General features: G+C 65.7%; 12 protein-coding genes. 5 read left to right on the forward strand and 7 right to left on the reverse strand.

From position 1 onward, the window contains the following. A complete protein-coding gene (locus ACIA76_RS20605) occupies nucleotides 1–2,454 on the reverse strand; it encodes an FAD-dependent oxidoreductase (RefSeq protein WP_397153436.1) in 2,454 nt (817 codons plus the stop codon). A gap of 209 nt (nucleotides 2,455–2,663) precedes the next feature. After that, complete coding sequence (locus ACIA76_RS20610) at nucleotides 2,664–3,455, reverse strand: acyl-[acyl-carrier-protein] thioesterase (protein ID WP_397153437.1); 792 nt, start codon at nucleotides 3,453–3,455, stop codon at nucleotides 2,664–2,666. 499 nt (nucleotides 3,456–3,954) lie between these two features. Here ACIA76_RS20610 and ACIA76_RS20615 point away from each other — a divergent pair, with 499 nt between their 5' ends. The 3 genes from ACIA76_RS20615 (at nucleotide 3,955) to ACIA76_RS20625 (ending at nucleotide 7,991) form a co-directional block, all read left to right on the forward strand. After that, nucleotides 3,955–5,547 carry a flavin-containing monooxygenase gene (locus ACIA76_RS20615; protein ID WP_397153438.1) on the forward strand — a complete coding sequence of 531 codons (1,593 nt, stop codon included), beginning with the start codon at nucleotides 3,955–3,957 and terminating at the stop codon, nucleotides 5,545–5,547. After that, nucleotides 5,531–6,949, forward strand: coding sequence for a cytochrome P450 (locus ACIA76_RS20620; protein WP_397153439.1), 1,419 nt, complete (start codon nucleotides 5,531–5,533; stop codon nucleotides 6,947–6,949). The genes ACIA76_RS20615 and ACIA76_RS20620 overlap by 17 nt, the downstream gene beginning before the upstream one ends. 100 nt (nucleotides 6,950–7,049) lie before the next feature. Next, the gene (locus tag ACIA76_RS20625; RefSeq protein WP_397153440.1) at nucleotides 7,050–7,991 is read left to right on the forward strand and encodes an SDR family NAD(P)-dependent oxidoreductase; all 942 of its coding nucleotides are present in this window, start codon (nucleotides 7,050–7,052) and stop codon (nucleotides 7,989–7,991) included. Nucleotides 7,992–8,030: 39 nt separating this feature from the next. Here ACIA76_RS20625 and ACIA76_RS20630 read toward each other — a convergent pair whose 3' ends face one another. Further along, on the reverse strand, nucleotides 8,031–8,645 hold the full coding sequence (locus ACIA76_RS20630; RefSeq protein ID WP_397153441.1) for a TetR/AcrR family transcriptional regulator: 615 nt from the start codon (nucleotides 8,643–8,645) through the stop codon (nucleotides 8,031–8,033). A gap of 538 nt (nucleotides 8,646–9,183) precedes the next feature. On the opposite strand from ACIA76_RS20630, the gene ACIA76_RS20635 reads away from it, so the two are divergent. Beyond that, complete coding sequence (locus ACIA76_RS20635; RefSeq protein ID WP_397153442.1) at nucleotides 9,184–10,653, forward strand: benzaldehyde dehydrogenase; 1,470 nt, start codon at nucleotides 9,184–9,186, stop codon at nucleotides 10,651–10,653. A 3-nt stretch (nucleotides 10,654–10,656) separates the two neighbouring features. Here ACIA76_RS20635 and ACIA76_RS20640 read toward each other — a convergent pair whose 3' ends face one another. The 3 genes from ACIA76_RS20640 to ACIA76_RS20650 form a co-directional block, all read right to left on the reverse strand. Beyond that, entirely contained in the window at nucleotides 10,657–11,982 is a 1,326-nt protein-coding gene (locus ACIA76_RS20640) for a bifunctional folylpolyglutamate synthase/dihydrofolate synthase (protein WP_397153443.1), read from the reverse strand. Between the two features lie 57 nt (nucleotides 11,983–12,039). Then, nucleotides 12,040–15,585, reverse strand: coding sequence for a hypothetical protein (locus tag ACIA76_RS20645; RefSeq protein ID WP_397153444.1), 3,546 nt, complete (start codon nucleotides 15,583–15,585; stop codon nucleotides 12,040–12,042). Between the two features lie 1,091 nt (nucleotides 15,586–16,676). Next, on the reverse strand, nucleotides 16,677–16,940 hold the full coding sequence (locus tag ACIA76_RS20650) for a hypothetical protein (RefSeq protein WP_397153445.1): 264 nt from the start codon (nucleotides 16,938–16,940) through the stop codon (nucleotides 16,677–16,679). 49 nt (nucleotides 16,941–16,989) lie between these two features. On the opposite strand from ACIA76_RS20650, the gene ACIA76_RS20655 reads away from it, so the two are divergent. Next, the gene (locus tag ACIA76_RS20655; protein ID WP_397153446.1) at nucleotides 16,990–17,181 is read left to right on the forward strand and encodes a hypothetical protein; all 192 of its coding nucleotides are present in this window, start codon (nucleotides 16,990–16,992) and stop codon (nucleotides 17,179–17,181) included. A gap of 451 nt (nucleotides 17,182–17,632) precedes the next feature. On the opposite strand, the gene ACIA76_RS20660 is transcribed toward ACIA76_RS20655, so the two are convergent. Then, on the reverse strand, nucleotides 17,633–18,382 hold the full coding sequence (locus ACIA76_RS20660) for a metallophosphoesterase (protein WP_397153447.1): 750 nt from the start codon (nucleotides 18,380–18,382) through the stop codon (nucleotides 17,633–17,635). Between the last annotated feature and the right edge of the window lie 4 nt (nucleotides 18,383–18,386).

Below are 18,386 nucleotides of genomic sequence, written 5' to 3' on the forward strand. Positions count from 1 at the left end.
CTACCTCCTGATCAGGGACATCTCGGGATCGACCACGGGCTCGGCATGCACCGCGGCGGTGTGCCGGGTGCCGAGGTAATCGACCTCGACGCGGGCACCGGGTCCCGCGGTCGCGGGCAGCCACGCGTAGGCGATGCCGCGACCGATGGTGGCCGAATAGGCCGCGCTGGTCACATAGCCGACGCAGGCGCCCTCGACGAATACCGGCTCCTTACCGAGCGCCACCGCCGCCGGATCGTCGAAGACGATGCTGCGCAATATCTTCGAGGGCGGCCCGGCCTGCTCCAGCGCGTCCTTGCCGACGAAGTCCGTCTCATCCTCGCGCACCGCGAAGTCGAGACCCGCCGCGCCGGGCAGATGTTCGGCGGTCATATCGGTTCCCCAAGCGCGGTAACCCTTTTCGATACGCAGGCTGTTGAACGCGATCCGGCCCGCCGCGATCGCCTCGTGCGGACGACCCGCCTCCCACAGCAGATCCCAGAGCGCGCCACCGTATTCGGCACTCGCATAGATCTCCCAGCCGAGCTCGCCGACGTAGGAGACGCGCAGCATGGTCACCGGGATCGCGCCGAGGTGGGTCCGCAGCGCGCGAAAGTACTTGAACGCCCGGTGTGAGAGGTCGTCGGGGCACAACGGCTGCACCAGTTCCCGCGCCGCCGGTCCCCACACGCCCACACAGCAGGTTCCGCCCGTGATGTCGCGCAGTGTCACCGACCCGTCGCGGGGCAGCTGCCTGGAGAACCGGTCGAAATCGAGTGGGCCGTTGGCGCCCACCTGGAAACGGTGCTCCGCCAATCGGGCCACGGTGAGATCGCTACGGATACCGCCGTTCTCGTCGAGCATCAGCGTGTAGGTCACCGAGCCGACGCTGCGGTCCAACTTGTTGGTGGTGAGACGCCGCAGCAGTTCCAGCGCACCCGGACCGGCCAGCTCGTAGCGGGTCAGCGGCGTCATGTCGTACAGGGCGACCCGCTGTCTGGTCCAGCGGGCCTCGGCGATGGAGATCGGCGACCAGAACCTCCCCGACCAGTCGTCGCGCTCCGGGAACGGCACGCCCTCATCGCGAAGCCGTTGCCCCAGTGCGGCATTGGCCTCGTACCAGGCAGGGCGTTCCCAGCCGCCACCTTCGAAGAAGTAGGCGCCCAGCTCCCGGTGACGGGAATGGAACGGGCTGGTCCGCAATCCGCGCAGCGCGGTGCGGTACTGATGCGGATGAATGATGTCGTAGACCTCGACGAATGCCTGGGTGCTGGTCTCCTGGACGAAGCGCGCGCTCCGTGCGACATCCTCGAACCGGTACAGATCGCATTCGTGCACATCGATGCCCGGCACACCGTCGACGATCCACTGCGCGGTCGCCCTGGCCACTCCCGCCGAATGGGTGACCCAGACGGCCTCGGCCACCCAGAATCCGGGAAGGTCCCGGTGCTCGCCCAGGACGGACAACCCGTCCGGGGTGAACGAGAAGATGCCGTTGAAGCCCTCCTCCACCTTCGAATCCCGCAGCGCCGGAAGCAGTTCCGCGGATTCTCGCCAGGCGGGAGCGAAATCTTCCTCGGTGAACGGCAGCATCGAGGGCATCGCCTCGCCGACGGTGGCCGCCGCGAGATCGGCCATATCGACCGGCATCGGACGGTGCCCGTAGTAACCGATCCCGATCCGGTCGACATGCTCGCGGAAGTACAAATCCTGATCCTGATGCCGCAGAATCGGCAGGCTCGCCTCGCCGAGTTCGGAATTGCGGCCCGCGAGCGCGGCGATCGGCCCGCTCCGCGCGTACTGATGCGCCATCGGCACCAGCGGCACCACCAGACCGACCTTCTTCGCCAATTCGGCGCCCCAGAATCCGGCCGCGCAGACCACGATATCCGCGGCTACGAAGCCCTCGGACGTCCGCACGCCCGCCACCCGGCCACCGCGCTCCACGATCTCGAGCACGTCCTGATGTCCGCGGAATCGCGCGCCGCGCGCGGTGGCCAGCCGGGCCTGCGCCGCCGCGGCCCGCACCGCATTCGCCAATCCGTCCGACGGCGTGTGGAATCCGCCGAGAATCCGCTCCCGATCGATCAGCGGATGCAGCGCGGCGCATTCGGCCGGTCCGAGCAGCCGGCCCCGGATGCCCCACGACTGCGCCCACCCCGCCTTACGATGCAGGTCACGCCAGCGCTCGGGCGTGGTCGCCACCTCCAGCCCGCCGAGGGACGCGAAGGCCCAGCCCTGCGGATGGTCGAGCGCCGTGAACTTCTCGGTGGTGTATCGCGCGAATTCGGTCATGGTCTTCGACGGATTGGTCTGGAATACCAAACCCGGTGCGTGCGAAGATGATCCGCCGGTGGCGAAGAGCGGTCCGCGATCGAGCACGGTGAGATCGGTCCAGCCGCGCGCGGTGATTTCCTCGGCCAGAGATGTCCCGACTATCCCGGCTCCGATGATGACGATCTTGGGGTGGGCCACGATGCGCCTCCGGTGTTGCTCGAATCACAACGGATTCGTATTACGCAACAGATGGTCCCGCTGTCAGACTGGACTGTCAACCACCGAAAACTCAACTGCCCCAATGAGAGACGGGATTGACGGTGGGCCCGACCAGGCGCACACCGTCAGCTACTGCCACTGATGTTGCGTATCACGCAACTCGCGGGTCCCGCGCCGATGTCCGCTGCTCAGTCCGTCGCGACCGTCGGCGACTCGATGCGCGCCAATGTCCTTGCGCTGCCGTCGACTTCGAGCTGCATATGCAGCGCGGCATCGCGCCGCCACGCGCGGATCGTGACATCGTCACCAGCCATCACCGGCCCGACATGCTCCACGATCACCCGATACGGCAGTGTCTGCGCATCCGGAAACCGCGCGAGCACCTCCTCCACCGCTTCCCAGTGCACGGCATTGTTGACATGCCCATAGCGGTCGACGTCGGTCACCCGCAACGGAAACGGCCACACCTCGGCGTCGGCAGCGGCGCACTCGCGCAATGCGGCCCGCCAGCGCAGCCGGTGTTCGGTGGTCGCGGCGAGCATCGGCGCCATGAAGCGGTCGCTCATCCGGGCCGGACGCCCGGCTTCGATATCGACGTGGATGAGAAACATCTCCGACTCGATCAGGCCACCATTCTCGCTGTCGACCCTGATGCGCATGTTGCACCACCGATTCGACACCGCCGACGGCCACCGCCGCAGATGCACCCGGTCACCGAATTCGATCGGCCGCACGACGTCGATGACCGTGCGGCGCACGATCCAGCCGGGATGCAGATCCCCCTCGTCGACCACCGTCAAATGGTCGTACCCGATGTCCTGCAGATACCGCGCCACCGCATCGAGCCGCAGCCGTAGGTCACCATCGGTGTCCCCCAGCCGCACCGGCCATTCCTCATGAAACGCCCGGCTCAAATCCAGGCAGGACGGCAACGGAAATACGATGTCTGCCAACCGATCGACGGCCGCGGCAGCACTCATGAAGGCTCCTCTCCCAGGTCATGCGAGAGCGTACCGACCAGACCACAACCACTCCCGCCCGACACGGCGCGACGCCCACCACGAAACTCCACATGTCATCCGATATCGACCACCCGCGCCCATTCCGGAGGCCGGTCCGGGACGTAATCGGGATCGTCTTCACTCCACGAGCTCTCCCGACGGAACAGCCCGACCACCGTCCGGCACCCCGGCCGACTCGTCGGCCACGGCGTCTGCCCGTCGGTCAGCACGACCAACACATCCGGACGGGGTTAGGCGGCATACGAACCACGGTAACGCCGGGTGGGTGGACAGCGGCCGCGCGCACAACGGCACTCGTCGTTGACAGCTTGAACACACTGACATAATTTGTTCAATGTGCAAGCGCGCTCACCGCGATCGGACCGGATCCGCACAGACCATCCGGGCCCTTCATCACGCACACACGATGAGCGGATTCAGCACTGACGCGACCCGGAAAGCAAACAGGTGAATGACGATGTCTCCCAACGTGACCGAATGCGAAGTGGCCGTTATCGGAGCGGGGCCCGGAGGGATAGCGGCCGCGCACTATCTGCTCGAGGCCGGTATCGACGACTTCGTGATCCTGGACCGCGCCGACGATTTCGGCGGATCATGGCGTGACAACACGTATCCCGGGCTCGAGGTGGATATCCCCACACTGCTCTACCAGTTCAGCTTCGCCAGGACCGGACGGTGGAGCAAGCTGTTCGCCGATGGACCGGAGATCCACCGATACAACCTGCGCGTCGTGGACGAACTCGGTCTGCGCCCCTACTTTCGAGCACACCACGAGGTCATCGCCGAGCGCTGGGATGCCGACCGGGCGCAGTGGGAACTCACCATCGCGGGGCGCGATCCGGTGCGCGCCCGCTACGTCATCAGCGCGGTCGGCGGGTACATCAACCCCAAGCCGGGCACCGACATACCGGGATTCGCCGATTTCAAGGGAAAAGTGTTGCGTCCCAACCACTGGGACCATTCGTACGACTACTCGGGCAAGAGGGTGGCGGTCATCGGCACCGGGTCGAGCGGGGCACAGATCGCGCCCGCCGTGGCCGGGCTCGCCGGGTCGGTACACAGTTATCAGCGCACGCCCTCGTGGATGATTCCCAAGCCCAACCCGCGGTTGTCGGCGCGTGCCCAGCGCTTCCTGGACCACCGGTTGACGCTCGCCGGGATCAACGCGATGACGGTCGGGTTCATGAACGTCGTCTTGTTCGGACTGTTCCACATCCTGCCCGCGCTGCCGGAATCGGTGCTGCGCAGGGCGATTCCCGGCTACGACATGATGGCGCGGCGCTGGTACCGGAAGGTCTTGCGGGACACGATCGACGATGAGACGACACGCGAGAAACTCATGCCGCCATACGGTGTCATGGCCCGCCGACCGGTGATGTCGAGCAACTTCCTGCAATCGGTCGGATCCGGTGCGGTGACACTGGTGACCTCACCCATCGCGCGGATCACCGAGACCGGAATCCAGACCGAGGACGGCACGCACCGCGAGGCCGATCTGCTGGTCGCCGCTACGGGTTACGAGATGTTCACCGACCCCGAGTACTACCGGGTGGGCGCGGTGGTAGGACGCGACGGATTCGATCTGGGCACCTACTACCGGACCCACGAGATGCGCACGTACGGCGGCTGCGCGATGCCGGGTTTGCCCAACAGGTGGGTGCTGGTGGCGCCCGAGGGCAATCAGGGCCAGTCCTGGCAGGTCTATGTGGAGGCCACCGCCCGGCACGCGGTTCGTATCATCGGCGAATCGCGGCGGCGAGGACATCCCGTCGCCGAAGTGACCGGCACCGCCTTCGCCCGGTGGGTACGGCGAATGCATCACCAGGGCAAGGCAGTTCGCCTCTACACCACCGAATGCCAGCCACCGATGCATACGTATTTCGTCAACTCCAAGGGTGAGGCCCGGTACTACCGTCCACAGACGGTCGGTCAGATGAATCGGTTCTCCCGGCGCTCACCGCTGTCGGACTACTCCTTCACCGGCACACCCCGCCGACAGATGCCGCTGGCGACCCCGGAAAGCGAACTGGCACATGACCATACTGCGTGACACCACGGATTCGACATTGGCAGAGCGGTTCGCACACCTCACCGCCGCGGCACGCCGCCTGCACCTCCCCAGCGGCCACGACGTACGCACCGCGGTCCGCTGGGGTGTCCGGCAGGGCGTGCCCGGCGTCGCGTTGAAAGTCGGCGCCCGCACCGGCGATATGTTCGCCCGCCTGAACACCGACCCGGCGCTGAAGGCCAACCCGTTCGACTACTACGACCTCGTGCGTACGGCGGGACCCGTGGTGCCCGGACGTTATGTCATGGCGACCGCGCGCCACGGCGTCGCGATGCGGTTGCTGCGCGGCGACGAGTTCCGATCCGGCGTGCCCGAGGAACTGATGCCGCGCCCGATGCAGGCCTTGTACGAGTGGTCGCGCGACAACGCCGCTGTCGGCGGGTTGACCGACCGGCCCTCCATGCTGATGAACAACGGCGCCGACCATCTGCGGCTACGACGCATCGCGAGCCAGGCGTTCACGCCCAAGGCCATCGAGGCATTGCGAACCCGGATCGAGCAGCTCGCGACGGATCTGCTCGACGAGCTGGAGCGTCGGCATCACGACGGGACCGCCGTCGACATCGTGACCGAGTACGCCGGCACGCTGCCGGTACTGACGATCGCCGAGATCCTCGGCGTCCCAAAGGAATTGCAGAGCACCTTCCTCGGCTGGGGCGAGCGCATCCTGCCCGCCGCGGACTGGGGTGTCCCCTACCGGACCTACCGCGACATCTCCACGACGCTGCGAGAGATGAACGGCTGGCTATTGCAGCACTTCGAGACGCTGCGCCGCAATCCGGGCAACAACCTGCTCAGCCGCATCGTGTCGGCCTCCGACGCCGAGAAGTCCGCCGACCCGGGCGGCGGGCTCAGCGAGGCCGAGCTGGTCTCGGTCGCGGGGCTGCTGCTGTTCGCCGGATTCGAGACCACGGTGATCCTGATCGGCGCCGCCACGGTGCGGTTACTCGGCGACCGCGATCAGCTCGAGCTGCTGCACGCCGAGCCCGATCGCTGGCGCAACGCTCTCGAAGAGGTGCTGCGCATCGATGCGCCGGTGCAGTTCACCGTGCGCTATCCCGCCCACGACACCGAAGTCGCCGGTGTGCCGATTCCGCGAGGGCGGATGGTCGCTGTGATGCTGGCGGGTGCGAGCCGCGATCCCGATGTCTTCCCCGATCCGACCCGGTTCGACATCACCCGCGAAAACGCCAGGGACCATTTGGGATTCGGCTCGGGCGCGCACTTCTGCATCGGCGCCCCGCTGGCCCGCATGGAGAGCGAGATCGCGCTTCGCAAGCTGTTCGATCGGTTCCCCGATATGACGCCGGCCGGGACACCGACGCTCGGGCCGAATACGACATTCCGCGGCTACGCCCACATTCCGATGCGGCTCAACGCCTGACGAATCGTCGGGCCCACAACCCACACACTCCAGAGAGGTGAAAGAAGATGTCTCACAAGGTGATCGTGCCGTCGGGCACTCGCGCGAACGGTGGGCGTGGATGACCCTCGACACCGCCATGGAGGTCGTCGACGGTGTCGACCTCAACGGTAAGACATGTGTAATCACCGGCGCGTCATCCGGTCTGGGGCGAGAATCGGCGCGGGCGCTGGCCGCCGCGGGGGCCCATGTCGTGCTGGCCGCCCGCGATGCCGGGGCCCTGGTCGCGACACAGGAGTGGATCGGCACGGAGGTACCCGGCGCGCGGATCACCACGGTCGCATTGGATTTGACGTCACTGGCGAGTGTGCGGCGAGCGGCGGCCACGATCGGCGACATCACCCCGCGGATCCACGTGCTGATGAACAACGCCGGGGTGATGTTCACGCCGTTCAGCAAGACCGCCGACGGCTTCGAGATCCAGGTCGGCACAAACCATCTCGGCCATTTCGAACTCACTCGACTGCTTATCCCTCAGCTCGCCGCCGGTGCCCGGATCGTCATCCTGTCCTCCGACGGCCACTACATCAGCGACGTCGATCTGGGCGACATCAACTGGCACGAGCGCGAATACGACAAGTTCCTCGCCTATGGTGCCGCGAAGACAGCCAACATTCTGCACATGGTCGAGCTGGATCGGCGGCTGCGTGACCGCGGCGTGCGGGCGTATGCGGTGCATCCCGGGATGGTCGCGACATCGCTCGCCCGGCACATGACCGCCGAGGACGTGACCACACTGCGCGAGTATCTGCCCCGTCGCGCCAAGCGCACCGCCCCGCAGACCGACACCCGTCCCAAGACCACCGGTCCGAAGATCGCGATGCCCGATCAGGGAGCCGCGACCCAGGTGTGGGCGGCCGTGAGCCCCGAACTCGCCGATGTCGGTTCGGTATATCTCGCGAACTGCCGTATCCGCGACGACGCGGCGCCGTACGCGCTCGACGAGGCCCGTGCGGCAGCGCTGTGGGAGCTGTCCGAGAAGCTCTGCGGCGCAGAAGGCTGAACGGTTATCTCATTTCCGCCCCGCTGAGCAGGAATACGCTCAGCGGGGCGAAGTCGTTGGATTGTCCACGAGACCCGCGACGATGTATTCCGAGACGAATCGGCGGACCGCGCGGGGATTGTCCAGATTCACTCGCATGGGCGGCAACAATTCGAAGCTGAGCAGCATCCGCACGATCCATTCGGCGGCTCCGGCCGGTTCCACGCCCGCGCGGACCTCACCGCGCTCCTGGGCAGCGCGCACCAGCGGTTTCCACAGCTCGATGGATCGTTTCATCAGGTCGTCACCGCTATTGCGCAGCAGCAACAGCAGTACCGATTCGCTGAGACCACCCGGAGCGATCGCGCCCGAGCGTTGCCGATGAGAACAGATCAGCACCGCCGCGGCGGCGGCCTGATCGGCGAGTGTCGCGTGCCGACGCACCTCACCGGCCATCATCTCGATGAACACCGACGCCACATAGTCCAGCGCGGTTTTGATCGCGGCGTCCCGGTTGCCCAATGCGTTGTGGACGGTGCCACGTGACACACCGGCCGCCTCGGCGACCGCGGTGAGGTTGAACTGCTTGGGCCCCAACCGCTGCAACGTCGCAGCGGTAGCCCTCAGGAGAGCAGGGGATACCGATCGACCCAACTGGTCCACCGCCTCGCGCATTTGAACAACTCTATCGAGATCTGTTCAATCTGGGCAACTGCAGCGCGGCCCCCGCGCCTATCGCAGCGCCTTCCGCTGACAACATGTCCGGTCGGGTCACGGCTTGATTACCTACGACGTCGTTTCACCTCGGGTATCGGAGCACGCCTCGGAGGCGCCGATCTCCCTGGGCATCACGCCCAGGGCCTCGTGACGCGGAGGACTTGGGTCGCATCCGGCTGGCCGTGGACTCGAGACCTCAAACCCCGGAAATCGTTGCGGAAGCGTACGATCCAATAATCTGATAGGTAAACCGTCAGACTGTTCGGCCCAGGCGCATCCCCTTCGCGCCTGGGCCGCAACGGATTCCGCTGAAGCGATTCCCGACCGGGAATGCAGGCGATTCGGCCTACGAATACGCGGACATCGAAGACGGGCAGAGCGCAATGCTGCCGCGCCCGCAATTCACACATATCCTGGAGCGGTCATTCGCCACCCCTGAACGTCACCACTGCTGTTCATTCACCTCGATCAACTTCCATCTGCAAAGATCGGCATCATGCCCGCACGCACAGACCTGCTCGATCCGACGATCTGGACAGGCAAGGTATTCGGCAATGGGTGGCGCGACGCCACCGTGACGGCGCCGGTGATCGAACCGGCCACTGGAAGCGAGATCGGCCGGATCGGCGCAGCCGGTGTCCAGGACATTGATACCGCCGCCCGGTCGGCGGTATCGAGCCAGCGTGCCTGGGCCGCACAGCCTTTCAACGAACGTGCCGCGGTTCTGCGTCGAGCAGGGGACCTGTTCCAGCAGCACGCGGCCGATGTGGAGCACTGGCTGATCCGCGAGGCGGGGTCGGTTCCCGGCAAGGCGGCGGTGGAGACCAATGCGGCGGCGCAGGAGTGTTTCGAGGCGGCCGCGCTGGCGTCGACGCCGCCGGGGCAGGTCCTGCCCACCGAGTACGACCGGCTGTCGATGACCCGCCGGGTGCCGGTCGGGCTGGTGGGGGTGATCGCGCCGTTCAACTTCCCGCTTACGCTGGCGATCCGCTCGGTCGCCCCGGCCCTCGCTCTGGGCAATGCCGTGATCCTCAAGCCCGATCCGCGCACGGCGGTGTGCGGCGGTGTGGCGCTGGCCCGAATCTTCGAGGAGGCGGGGCTTCCCGAGGGTCTGCTGCATGTGCTGCCGGGTGCCGTCGATATCGGCGAGGCGCTGGTGACCGATCCACGGGTGCCCGTCATCTCGTTCACCGGGTCGACGGCCGCCGGTCGCCGGGTCGGTGAATTGGCCGCCCGTCATCTCAAGCGAGCGCACCTGGAACTCGGTGGCAATTCGGCACTGATCGTTCTGGACGATGCCGATCTCGACGCGGCCGTCGGCCTGGGCGCGTGGGGGTCGTTCCTGCACTCGGGCCAGATCTGCATGGCGACCGGCCGTCATCTGGTGCACGAGAGCCTCGTCGACGAGTATGTCGAGCGGCTGGCCGCCAAGGCCGACGCCCTCCCGGTCGGTGACCCGGCCACCGAACGAGTCGCCCTCGGACCGGTCATCGATGCCGGCCAACGCGACAAGATCCACCGGCTCGTGATGTCCACCGTCGATGCGGGCGCGAAACTGGTTGCGGGCGGCAGCTATCGCGAGCTGTTCTACCGACCGACCGTGCTCACCCACATCGTGGAAACGATGCCCGCCTACGCGCGGGAGGTCTTCGGCCCGGTCGCGCCTGTGCTGTCGTTCGGCACCGTGGACGATGCGGTGCGGCTCGCGGCCGGCGATGACTACGGCCTCAGCCTCGGTATCGTCACCGCCGATGCCGCTCGGGGTCTCGCGATCGCCGAGTCGATCCCCACCGGGATGGTGCACATCAACGACCAGACCGTCAGTGGTGAGTCGGTCGCTCCGTTCGGCGGGTTCGGCGCGTCGGGCACCGGTAGCCGGTTCGGCGGCATCGCGGCGAATCTCGAGGCCTTCACCGAAACCCGGTGGATCACGATGCGCCGCAGTCCCGCCACCTATCCGTTCTGATCATCAGGACAATAGCGTCCTGGCTTCGCCGGCCGTCACGATCGACCCGGTGATCAGAACACCGCCGCTGGGTGCGGAAACTCCTTGCCGCGCAGCAGCGATCGCGCTCTCCACCGTGGCTTCGGTACGGACGCGCTCGGGACCGAAGACGTCCGAGGCGATGGCAGCGAGCCGAGCGGCGGGCAGCGCGCGCGGGCTGGTGTTGGCGGTAACGATGACTGTGTCCAGCACCGGCTCCAGTTCACGCAGGATTCCGGCAGCGTCCTTATCACCCAGGATGGAGACGACACCGACGAAGCGGATCCCGGGAAATGCCTCGCCGAGCGCGCGCGCCGTGGTGTGTGCCCCGGCTGGATTGTGCGCGGCATCGATCACCGTCAGCGGGTGCGAGCCGACGACCTCCAACCGGCCGGGTGAGGTGGCGGCGGCGATCCCGGCGGTCACGTGTTCGGGATCGAGGGCGCGGTTCGGCCCGAGGAAGGCTTCGGCGGCGGCCAAGGCGACGGCGGCGTTCTGGGCTTGGTGCGCGCCGTGCAAGGGCAGCTCCAAATCCCGAAAGATGGTGCCGGAGGGCATTTTCAGATCGAGGACCTGACCGAAATCAGTGGGGGTGCGGGCTATGACCGCGAAGTCCTCGCCCTCCCACCAGGCCGTTGCGCCGACCTCGGTCACCCGCGCGGTCAGGACGGGTCGCACCTCGTTGGTCTGCCGGGCAATCACGGCGGCGCTGCCGGGCTTGATGATTCCGGCCTTCTCCCGGGCTATCTCGGCGGTGGTGGAACCCAGGAATTTCTGATGATCCAGGTCGATCGGGGTGATCACCGCGACGGCCGAATCCACGATATTCGTCGCATCCCATGCTCCGCCCAGTCCTACTTCGATAACGCCCACATCGATGCGCGCCTCGGCGAGCGCGGCGAACACCACGCCGATGAACGCCTCGAAATACGACATCGTGAGCGATTGCGTTCGATCGACCTCGTCGATGAAGGGTTTCACCTTTCGGTAGGTGCGCACGAAACGCTCCGCGGACAGCGGTCGGCCGTCGATGCTGACGCGTTCGACCAGCGACTGCAGATGTGGGCTCGTGAACGTCCCCGTCGTCAACCCGTGGGCACGAAGGATCGCCTCGATGATTCGGCTGGTGGAGGTCTTTCCATTCGTCCCGGTCAGGTGGATGACGGGATAGGCCCGGTGGGTACCGCCCATCAGATCGGCGAGCGCCCGGACTCGATCGAGGCTCGGCTGCGGCGCGGATTCCGGGACGCGGGACAGCAGTTCCTGTTCGATGTCGAGAAGCTCCCGGTACCAATCAGTTTCAGTCGCCATGTCACAGGACTATAGGGTGGGAATCATCCGAGACAGCCATCCCCGAGCAAGAGATCATTAGCACACATTCGACCGAAAAGGCACCGACGGAAGGTGATGCTCCCACCATTGCCGGGTCAGGGTGGTCCGGGTCGCGGCGCAGATACTTGATACCGTCGTCTGGGCGTCCAAATCCCAGGAATAGACGGATCCGTTCTGGGCCACCGCATGCAGCATGTGGCCGTCGGGTGTAAATTGCAGATTCCACCGTGTCGGTTGCGGCGGCGCGATGGATTCTCCTATCGGACTGCTGGCGGAGGGGTTGGTGACGTCCCACAGCTGGATTCCGGCATTGTTGCTTGCCACCGCCAAGGTCCGGCCATCCGGACCGATTGCGACAGAGGCGATTTCCGACGGAGCTCCTGTTGAGGCCAGCGAAGATGTCCGCCACGGATGAGCCGCATCGGTGACATCGAAGAGTTGAATCGTGCCGTCCCGAGTGCCGACGGCAAGCATGCGGCCCCGCCCGCCCAGTGCGAGTGTACTCACCGCGGAGCCGGCCACCAGTGGATCGGCCAGTCTCCGAGGTTGTGTGGGGTCACTGACGTCCCACAGCCACACTCGCCCATCGGCGGTACCGACGGCTAATACCCGGTCGTCGGTACCGAAAACCGCCGCATTGATCCCGGCGATGGTGTCGACGACCACCCGACCGAGGGGGGCCGGACGGTCCAGATTGCTCAGGTCCCAGATGGTCATCGACTGGTCGGTCGCGCCCGCGACCAGGTGCAGCCCGCTGTTGTCGAACGCCAAACTGGTGCCGTATCTGGTGCTGTTCGGCAGGATGGCACGGGGTTTACTGGGCTGTGTCTCGCCGGAGAGGTCCCAGACGATGATGCTGCCACTGCCGGATGCGGCTTCCGCCAGGATGGATCCGTGCGAATTGACGGCCATGGTGAGGATCGGACTGTTTCCCGGAATCGCGTATCGACTACGCTTCCATGCGGTCGCGCCATCGTGCGAGTCCCATTTCACCACACCGGCTTCGCGAGATTTCAGAGCGAGATGCGATCCGTCCGTGCTGATCGCCGTCATCGCGATTCCCGAATATTGGCCTCCGATGCGGGCTTTGGAGAGTGACCAAAGCCGCACTATCCCATCTCGATTGCCGGAGGCCAGCGTGCCTCGAACCGGATCGAAGGAGACGCTGTTGACGCCGCTGTTGTCGGCCAGCGCTTCGGTGACCGGAACCGGTGCCGCGGGGTTGGCCAGGCTCCAGATGCTGATCGTTCCGTCCCAACTCCCGACCGCCAGCTGGCTGCCATCCGGATTGAACGCCACCGACCAGACCGGACCGGTGTGGTCGGTCAGAGGTGCACCGAGCGCAACCGGCGCGGTGGGAGTCGTTACGTCCCAGAGTCTTACGGAGTGGTCGTCGCTTCCTACGGCTAAGAGGCGACTGTCCGGGCTGAACGCGACCGAGTGGCTGATGTCGGTGAATCCGGCCAACGGTGTCCCGAGCGGAGCGGGCGCGGTAGGGTCGGTCACATCCCACAGGCTGACCGTGGTGTCGTTGCCGCCCGCTGCCAAGAGGTGACCATTCGGGCTGAACCCGAGGGTACGCACCGCGTTTCGAGGGCCGGAGATGGTGCGAGCGAGCGTCGGATGGGCGCTGACGTTCCACAGACGAATAGTCGCGTCATGACAGGCGAACGCCATGACCGGCACACGAGGGTGGAACGCGATGGTGAAGATCGAACCACAGCCCGCATCGAACGGTTCGCTCACCAGCCGTGGTCTACCAGTGCCGGACACATCCCACAGGGAGACCGAGCCGCTCTCGCCGCCGGTGGCCAAGAATCTGCCGTCCTTCGAGAAGGCCACGGAACTGACCCACCCCGGCGGCATCGGCAATGGAGCACCCAGCAGACGTAGGTGATCGGGATCAGTGGTATCCCACAACCGCACGGTGCTGTCATTGCTCGCGGAGGCGAGTACTCCCCCGGTCGGACTGTGGGCAATCATGAAGACGGAACTGGTGTGTCCGGGCAGAGATGCGGCCATCGGATAGTTTTGGCTGGCCAGCAGTCGTGAATAAACCTCCGGATCTCCCGGACGCAGGCGATTGGCGACCAGGATCAGCTGTGCCGCCAGGGTCGGGTCGGTGGCCCGGACGCCGTCGATCTGCGCCAGCAGCGAGGTGAATACCGCGTTGTCGCGCTGCTGTGCCGAGACCTGGGCCTGCCGAATCGCGTAGGTCGCCGAAGTCGTCGCGATAACCATCAGAATCACCAGCGCGGCGACGGCGGCCGCCTTGATTCGAGCCAGCCGTCGGCGTTGCCGGTCCGAAGCGGTCAGGAACTCTCGCCCCAATCCCGCCAGATTCTGCCGGGAGCCGATCGAACTGCTCCACTCCAGGGCCTGTCCCAGGCGGTGACCCGAATACAACAGGTGTCGATCGCGCCCGGCGGCGTCCCACTCCTTGGCGGTCTCCTCGAGACGCTGACGGACGATATTTCCCGAACGATCAGCATCGATCAGTTTCCGTAATCGGTCCCAGCAGGTGATCACGGCCTCATGGGTGAACTCGACCATTTCCGCGTCGACCGTCACAAGGCGTGCTTCGGCGAACACCTCCACCGCCGCTCGAGCCGCCGCTTCGTCGCTGGAGTGAGCGACCAACTCATCGATGGCGACCCTGCGACGAGTGTCGGCGGCGTCGTCGCCGATGCGCACCAACCTCAGCAGAAGGTCTTCCGCCACTCGCTTGCCGGTGTCGTCGAGCCGCGCCCACGCCTGCTCACCCGTGACCGTCACCGCTCCGGAGGTGCCACCGGCGGCCCGGTACCCCTTCACGGTGAGCCGCACGCCGTTCTCTCGCTGACGCCACGTCGCGGCCAGGACGTGGGACAGCAGCGGCATGGAGGCGGGCGCCGCAGACGACAGCTTCCTCCCGGCGACGACACCGAAGTCGTGCAGGATGACATCGACCAGCGCTGGCTCCAGCCGCAAACCCACCGACCGTGCGGGCGACAGGATGACCTCACGAAGCTCACCGAGATTCATCGGTCGCAGAACCATGGCCCGGCGCTGGACCGAATCCGCGAGTTCGGGATATCCGAGGCAATGCGAATAGAAGTCGGCCCGGATGCCCACCACCACAGCACATCTCGCGGTGTTCTCGCCAGGCGTCGGAGCCGACAGGGCCGCCAACCGGGCGATGAATGCGGCGCGCTCATCCTCGTCCGTGCAGAGCGTGAAGATCTCCTCGAGTTGATCGACGACGATCAGTACTCGGCCGGTGACATCGATGAGTTGCTTTTCCAGCGCCCGGAGCGGGTTTCTTCCCGGCACCACCAACACCGTCGACCATGTTTCGTCGGGCCCGAGCCGCAGGGCGCCGCGCTGCGTCGCAGGGATCAAGCCGGCACGCAGCAAGGAGGATTTACCCGCGCCCGAGGGTGCGATCAAGCTGACAATTGCGTTATCAGTCACTTGGCGCACGGCGTTCACCGTGGCGGCGACCAGTTCGGCAATGTGTTTGTCCCGGCCGAAAAACCTGTCGCTGTCGTCGATTTCATAGGGCGCCAGGCCCAGATAAGGGCACACCGAATGCGTCGCCACGGCAGCATCAACAGATGCACCGTTGTCTTCGGCCGACGAAGCATTGGAGCGGGCCTGCTCCCAGAGTGTGCGCCACCACTGGATGTCGTACATTCCGGGCCGCGGTGGCGTGGTTCCTCTCTCGCGCGCGGTCCTTATGAGCACCTCCAGAACCAGCTGGAAACCATCGAATCGAGCGGGAACTCGACGACCATTGCGCCACTCACTGATCCGGGGAACCGTGACTTTGAGGGGGACCGTACCGTGATATCTACGACGCTGAATATTCGAGACCTCAGCGGTAATTCGCGCCAGAGGCGGCTCACCGGCCGCCGCATACAACTGACCGAAGGACTCGGCAAGGACCTCCCTCGGGCCAGCTCCCGATGCCGTGACGGCTGAGTCCGTGTCCACCGGCGTACAACACCCCTCGTTCGTTCTCGAAACATCCAAAACAACCGTCCAGCAGCGTTCTTCAGGCGAAGCGCGGCGATGCTGGTTGCCACGTCACCGGCCCTCGATGATCCTAGTGTCCGAGTCGCGCTCCGGCAGCGTCGCCGAAGCAGAGCAGCCATGCCCGTCGGTCTATGCCCTCGGGATCACATGGAACCTCGACAGCGAAATGTCGAACACTCGGTGGCATTTGCTGGCGACTCCTTCGTGGTGGCCCTACGGGCGGTGTACCGATCTGAATACGGAGGGGAGAGATCGGTCTGCCGACCGGGGGCGCCCACCAACGACCCGTTACGTAGCCATGCCAACTACTTTCGCACGCAAATCCTTATTCGCCAGACGCTTTTCGCAGGCGATCTGGTGGAGGGTCTTGCAACGCAGCGGAACTGGGTAAGACATCAGGCAGATTGGTGAGGTCGATGTCGAAGGTGAAGGATACACAGAATATGGCACTCGTAGCCTGGGCGAGTCGGTTGGTAAGGCGCGGAGCGAGATCGGTAACCATGGCGTCAGATCGGTGAGCGTTTCCAGAACGACAGATTCCACCGGGCAAATCGCAGCTGCCGTGCACCGGTGTGTTCACGGTGATCACGGACGCGATTGCATCCTGCGTCGATCAACCGGACCCGGTCGTGATCGACCTGGCCTGCGGCCCCGGTTCATTGAGCGCCCGCGTCCGTGAGCGATTGCCTCGTACCCGGATCATCGGCGTGGACGCCGATCCCGTGCTGCTCGCCCTGGCCGACGCCGCGTACGCGATCGTCAGCACCACCGCCCTGCATTGGCTGCGCCCCGACAGTCTCGCACAGGTCTACGCCCAAGCCGCCGCGCTGATGCGACCCGACGGCCTGCTCCTCAACGGCGACGACATGATTGCCGCCAGCCCCGGTATCGACCACCTCGACCGCGCGATCACCACCCACGGAAAATCGAACGCGCCAGCCACCACAACGTCGATGACTGGACCTCCTGGTGGACAGTATCGAGGCCGACCCCGAACTGGCCCACGCGGTAGCCGAGCGCGGCACCCGAACCTGGAACCGTCCCGACAACCACGAACCACGCTACGACCTACACCTGAACCTGCTACGCGACGCCGGATTCCGCGACGTCGGACAGATCTGGCAATACGGGCGCAGCCGCATCATCGCCGCCATCAAATGACCACAACCCGACACCACGAGCACAGCGCGAAACCCAGATACTCGACACCCTCGAACGTCCGGTCGTACGACCCCCGGTTTGTATGCGACGATGCGGCGGATTCAGGCGGACCGTTGGCTCGTCCGAGTTGAAACAAGGGATCCCGTTCCCACCTCGTGCACAGTCGCGTGGCCGATGCAAAGAATGCCCGCCGCGGTCGCGGCACATGACCACGATTTCGGGGTGTGCGGCCAGCCAGGTGGTCCGAGGTGCGGTCGTCGAGCAGGTCCACTGGGCCGCTGCGGCGCACCCAACGCGATCCAGGTCGCCGACCGCAGGCACCTGCCACACAAATTGAATCTCGACCGTAAGATAGTGCACCGCTACGCTCGAGCCGAATCACCCGACCACCAGATCTCCGACCGCCGCGAACCAGTGACAAGGCTGCGGCCCGGACTGTCGTCCGTCCGCCCTACAGCGAACGGTAGTGGGTGGTGAGGGTGGTGTCGGTGTAGAGATGATAGGCCAGGGCGATGGGGAGATCGAGATTCGTTACTTTTCCCTCCGGCTGCTCCCACGGCATCATCGCGGTTGACTTGACGCCGGGAGCCACCCGGACAGGGACGCCATGGAAGTCGGCAGCTGCTGCGGTATGCGCGTGGCCGCAGAGGATGGCGGCCACATTCTGGTGGAGGGCGAGCACCGTCGCGAAGGCGTCGGCGTCCTGCAGGCGGATCCGGTCCATGTACGGGATGCCTAGTGGGACTGGCGGATGGTGCATGGCGAGGAACACTGGCTGGTCTGCGGCGGCGGTGAGGGTTTCGTCGAGCCAGTCAAGGGTCTGCTCGCCGAACCTGCCCTCGGACTTGCCGGGCACTGTGGAATCGGCGAGGACGAAGCTGACACCAGCGACGGTGTGGGTCTGATTGACTGGGCCGTCGGTAGGAGTGGCCAGTCCAAGTAGCTCACGGGCGAAGGGCCCACGAGCGTCGTGGTTGCCGGGACAGAACAACACCGGACTGCGCTCGCGCAACTTCGTCACGGCACTGTTGGCATCGAGGTAGTCCTGTGGATCACCTGCCTCGGTGATGTCGCCGGTGATCAGCACCGCGTCCGCTGCCCGTGGGAGATCAGCGAGATGCCGCAGGGCGCGCTCCGCCCGGCTGGCGTTGCGGATGCTGCCATCCAGGTGCAGGTCGCTCAGATGCGCGAGGACGAACACAGCA

Origin of the sequence: Nocardia sp. NPDC051570 (assembly GCF_044454005.1) — a bacterium.
In the GTDB taxonomy this organism is placed as follows: Bacteria; Actinomycetota; Actinomycetes; order Mycobacteriales; family Mycobacteriaceae; genus Nocardia.

Bases quoted from the DNA above. Each gene is read 5' to 3' on its own strand.
- ACIA76_RS20610 (WP_397153437.1), bottom strand. From the start codon at position 3,455: ATGAGTGCTGCCGCGGCCGTCGATCGGTTGGCAGACATCGTATTTCCG.
- ACIA76_RS20615 (WP_397153438.1), top strand. From the start codon at position 3,955: ATGTCTCCCAACGTGACCGAATGCGAAGTGGCCGTTATCGGAGCGGGG.
- ACIA76_RS20620 (WP_397153439.1), top strand. From the start codon at position 5,531: ATGACCATACTGCGTGACACCACGGATTCGACATTGGCAGAGCGGTTC.
- ACIA76_RS20625 (WP_397153440.1), top strand. From the start codon at position 7,050: ATGACCCTCGACACCGCCATGGAGGTCGTCGACGGTGTCGACCTCAAC.
- ACIA76_RS20630 (WP_397153441.1), bottom strand. From the start codon at position 8,645: ATGCGCGAGGCGGTGGACCAGTTGGGTCGATCGGTATCCCCTGCTCTC.
- ACIA76_RS20635 (WP_397153442.1), top strand. From the start codon at position 9,184: ATGCCCGCACGCACAGACCTGCTCGATCCGACGATCTGGACAGGCAAG.
- ACIA76_RS20640 (WP_397153443.1), bottom strand. From the start codon at position 11,982: ATGGCGACTGAAACTGATTGGTACCGGGAGCTTCTCGACATCGAACAG.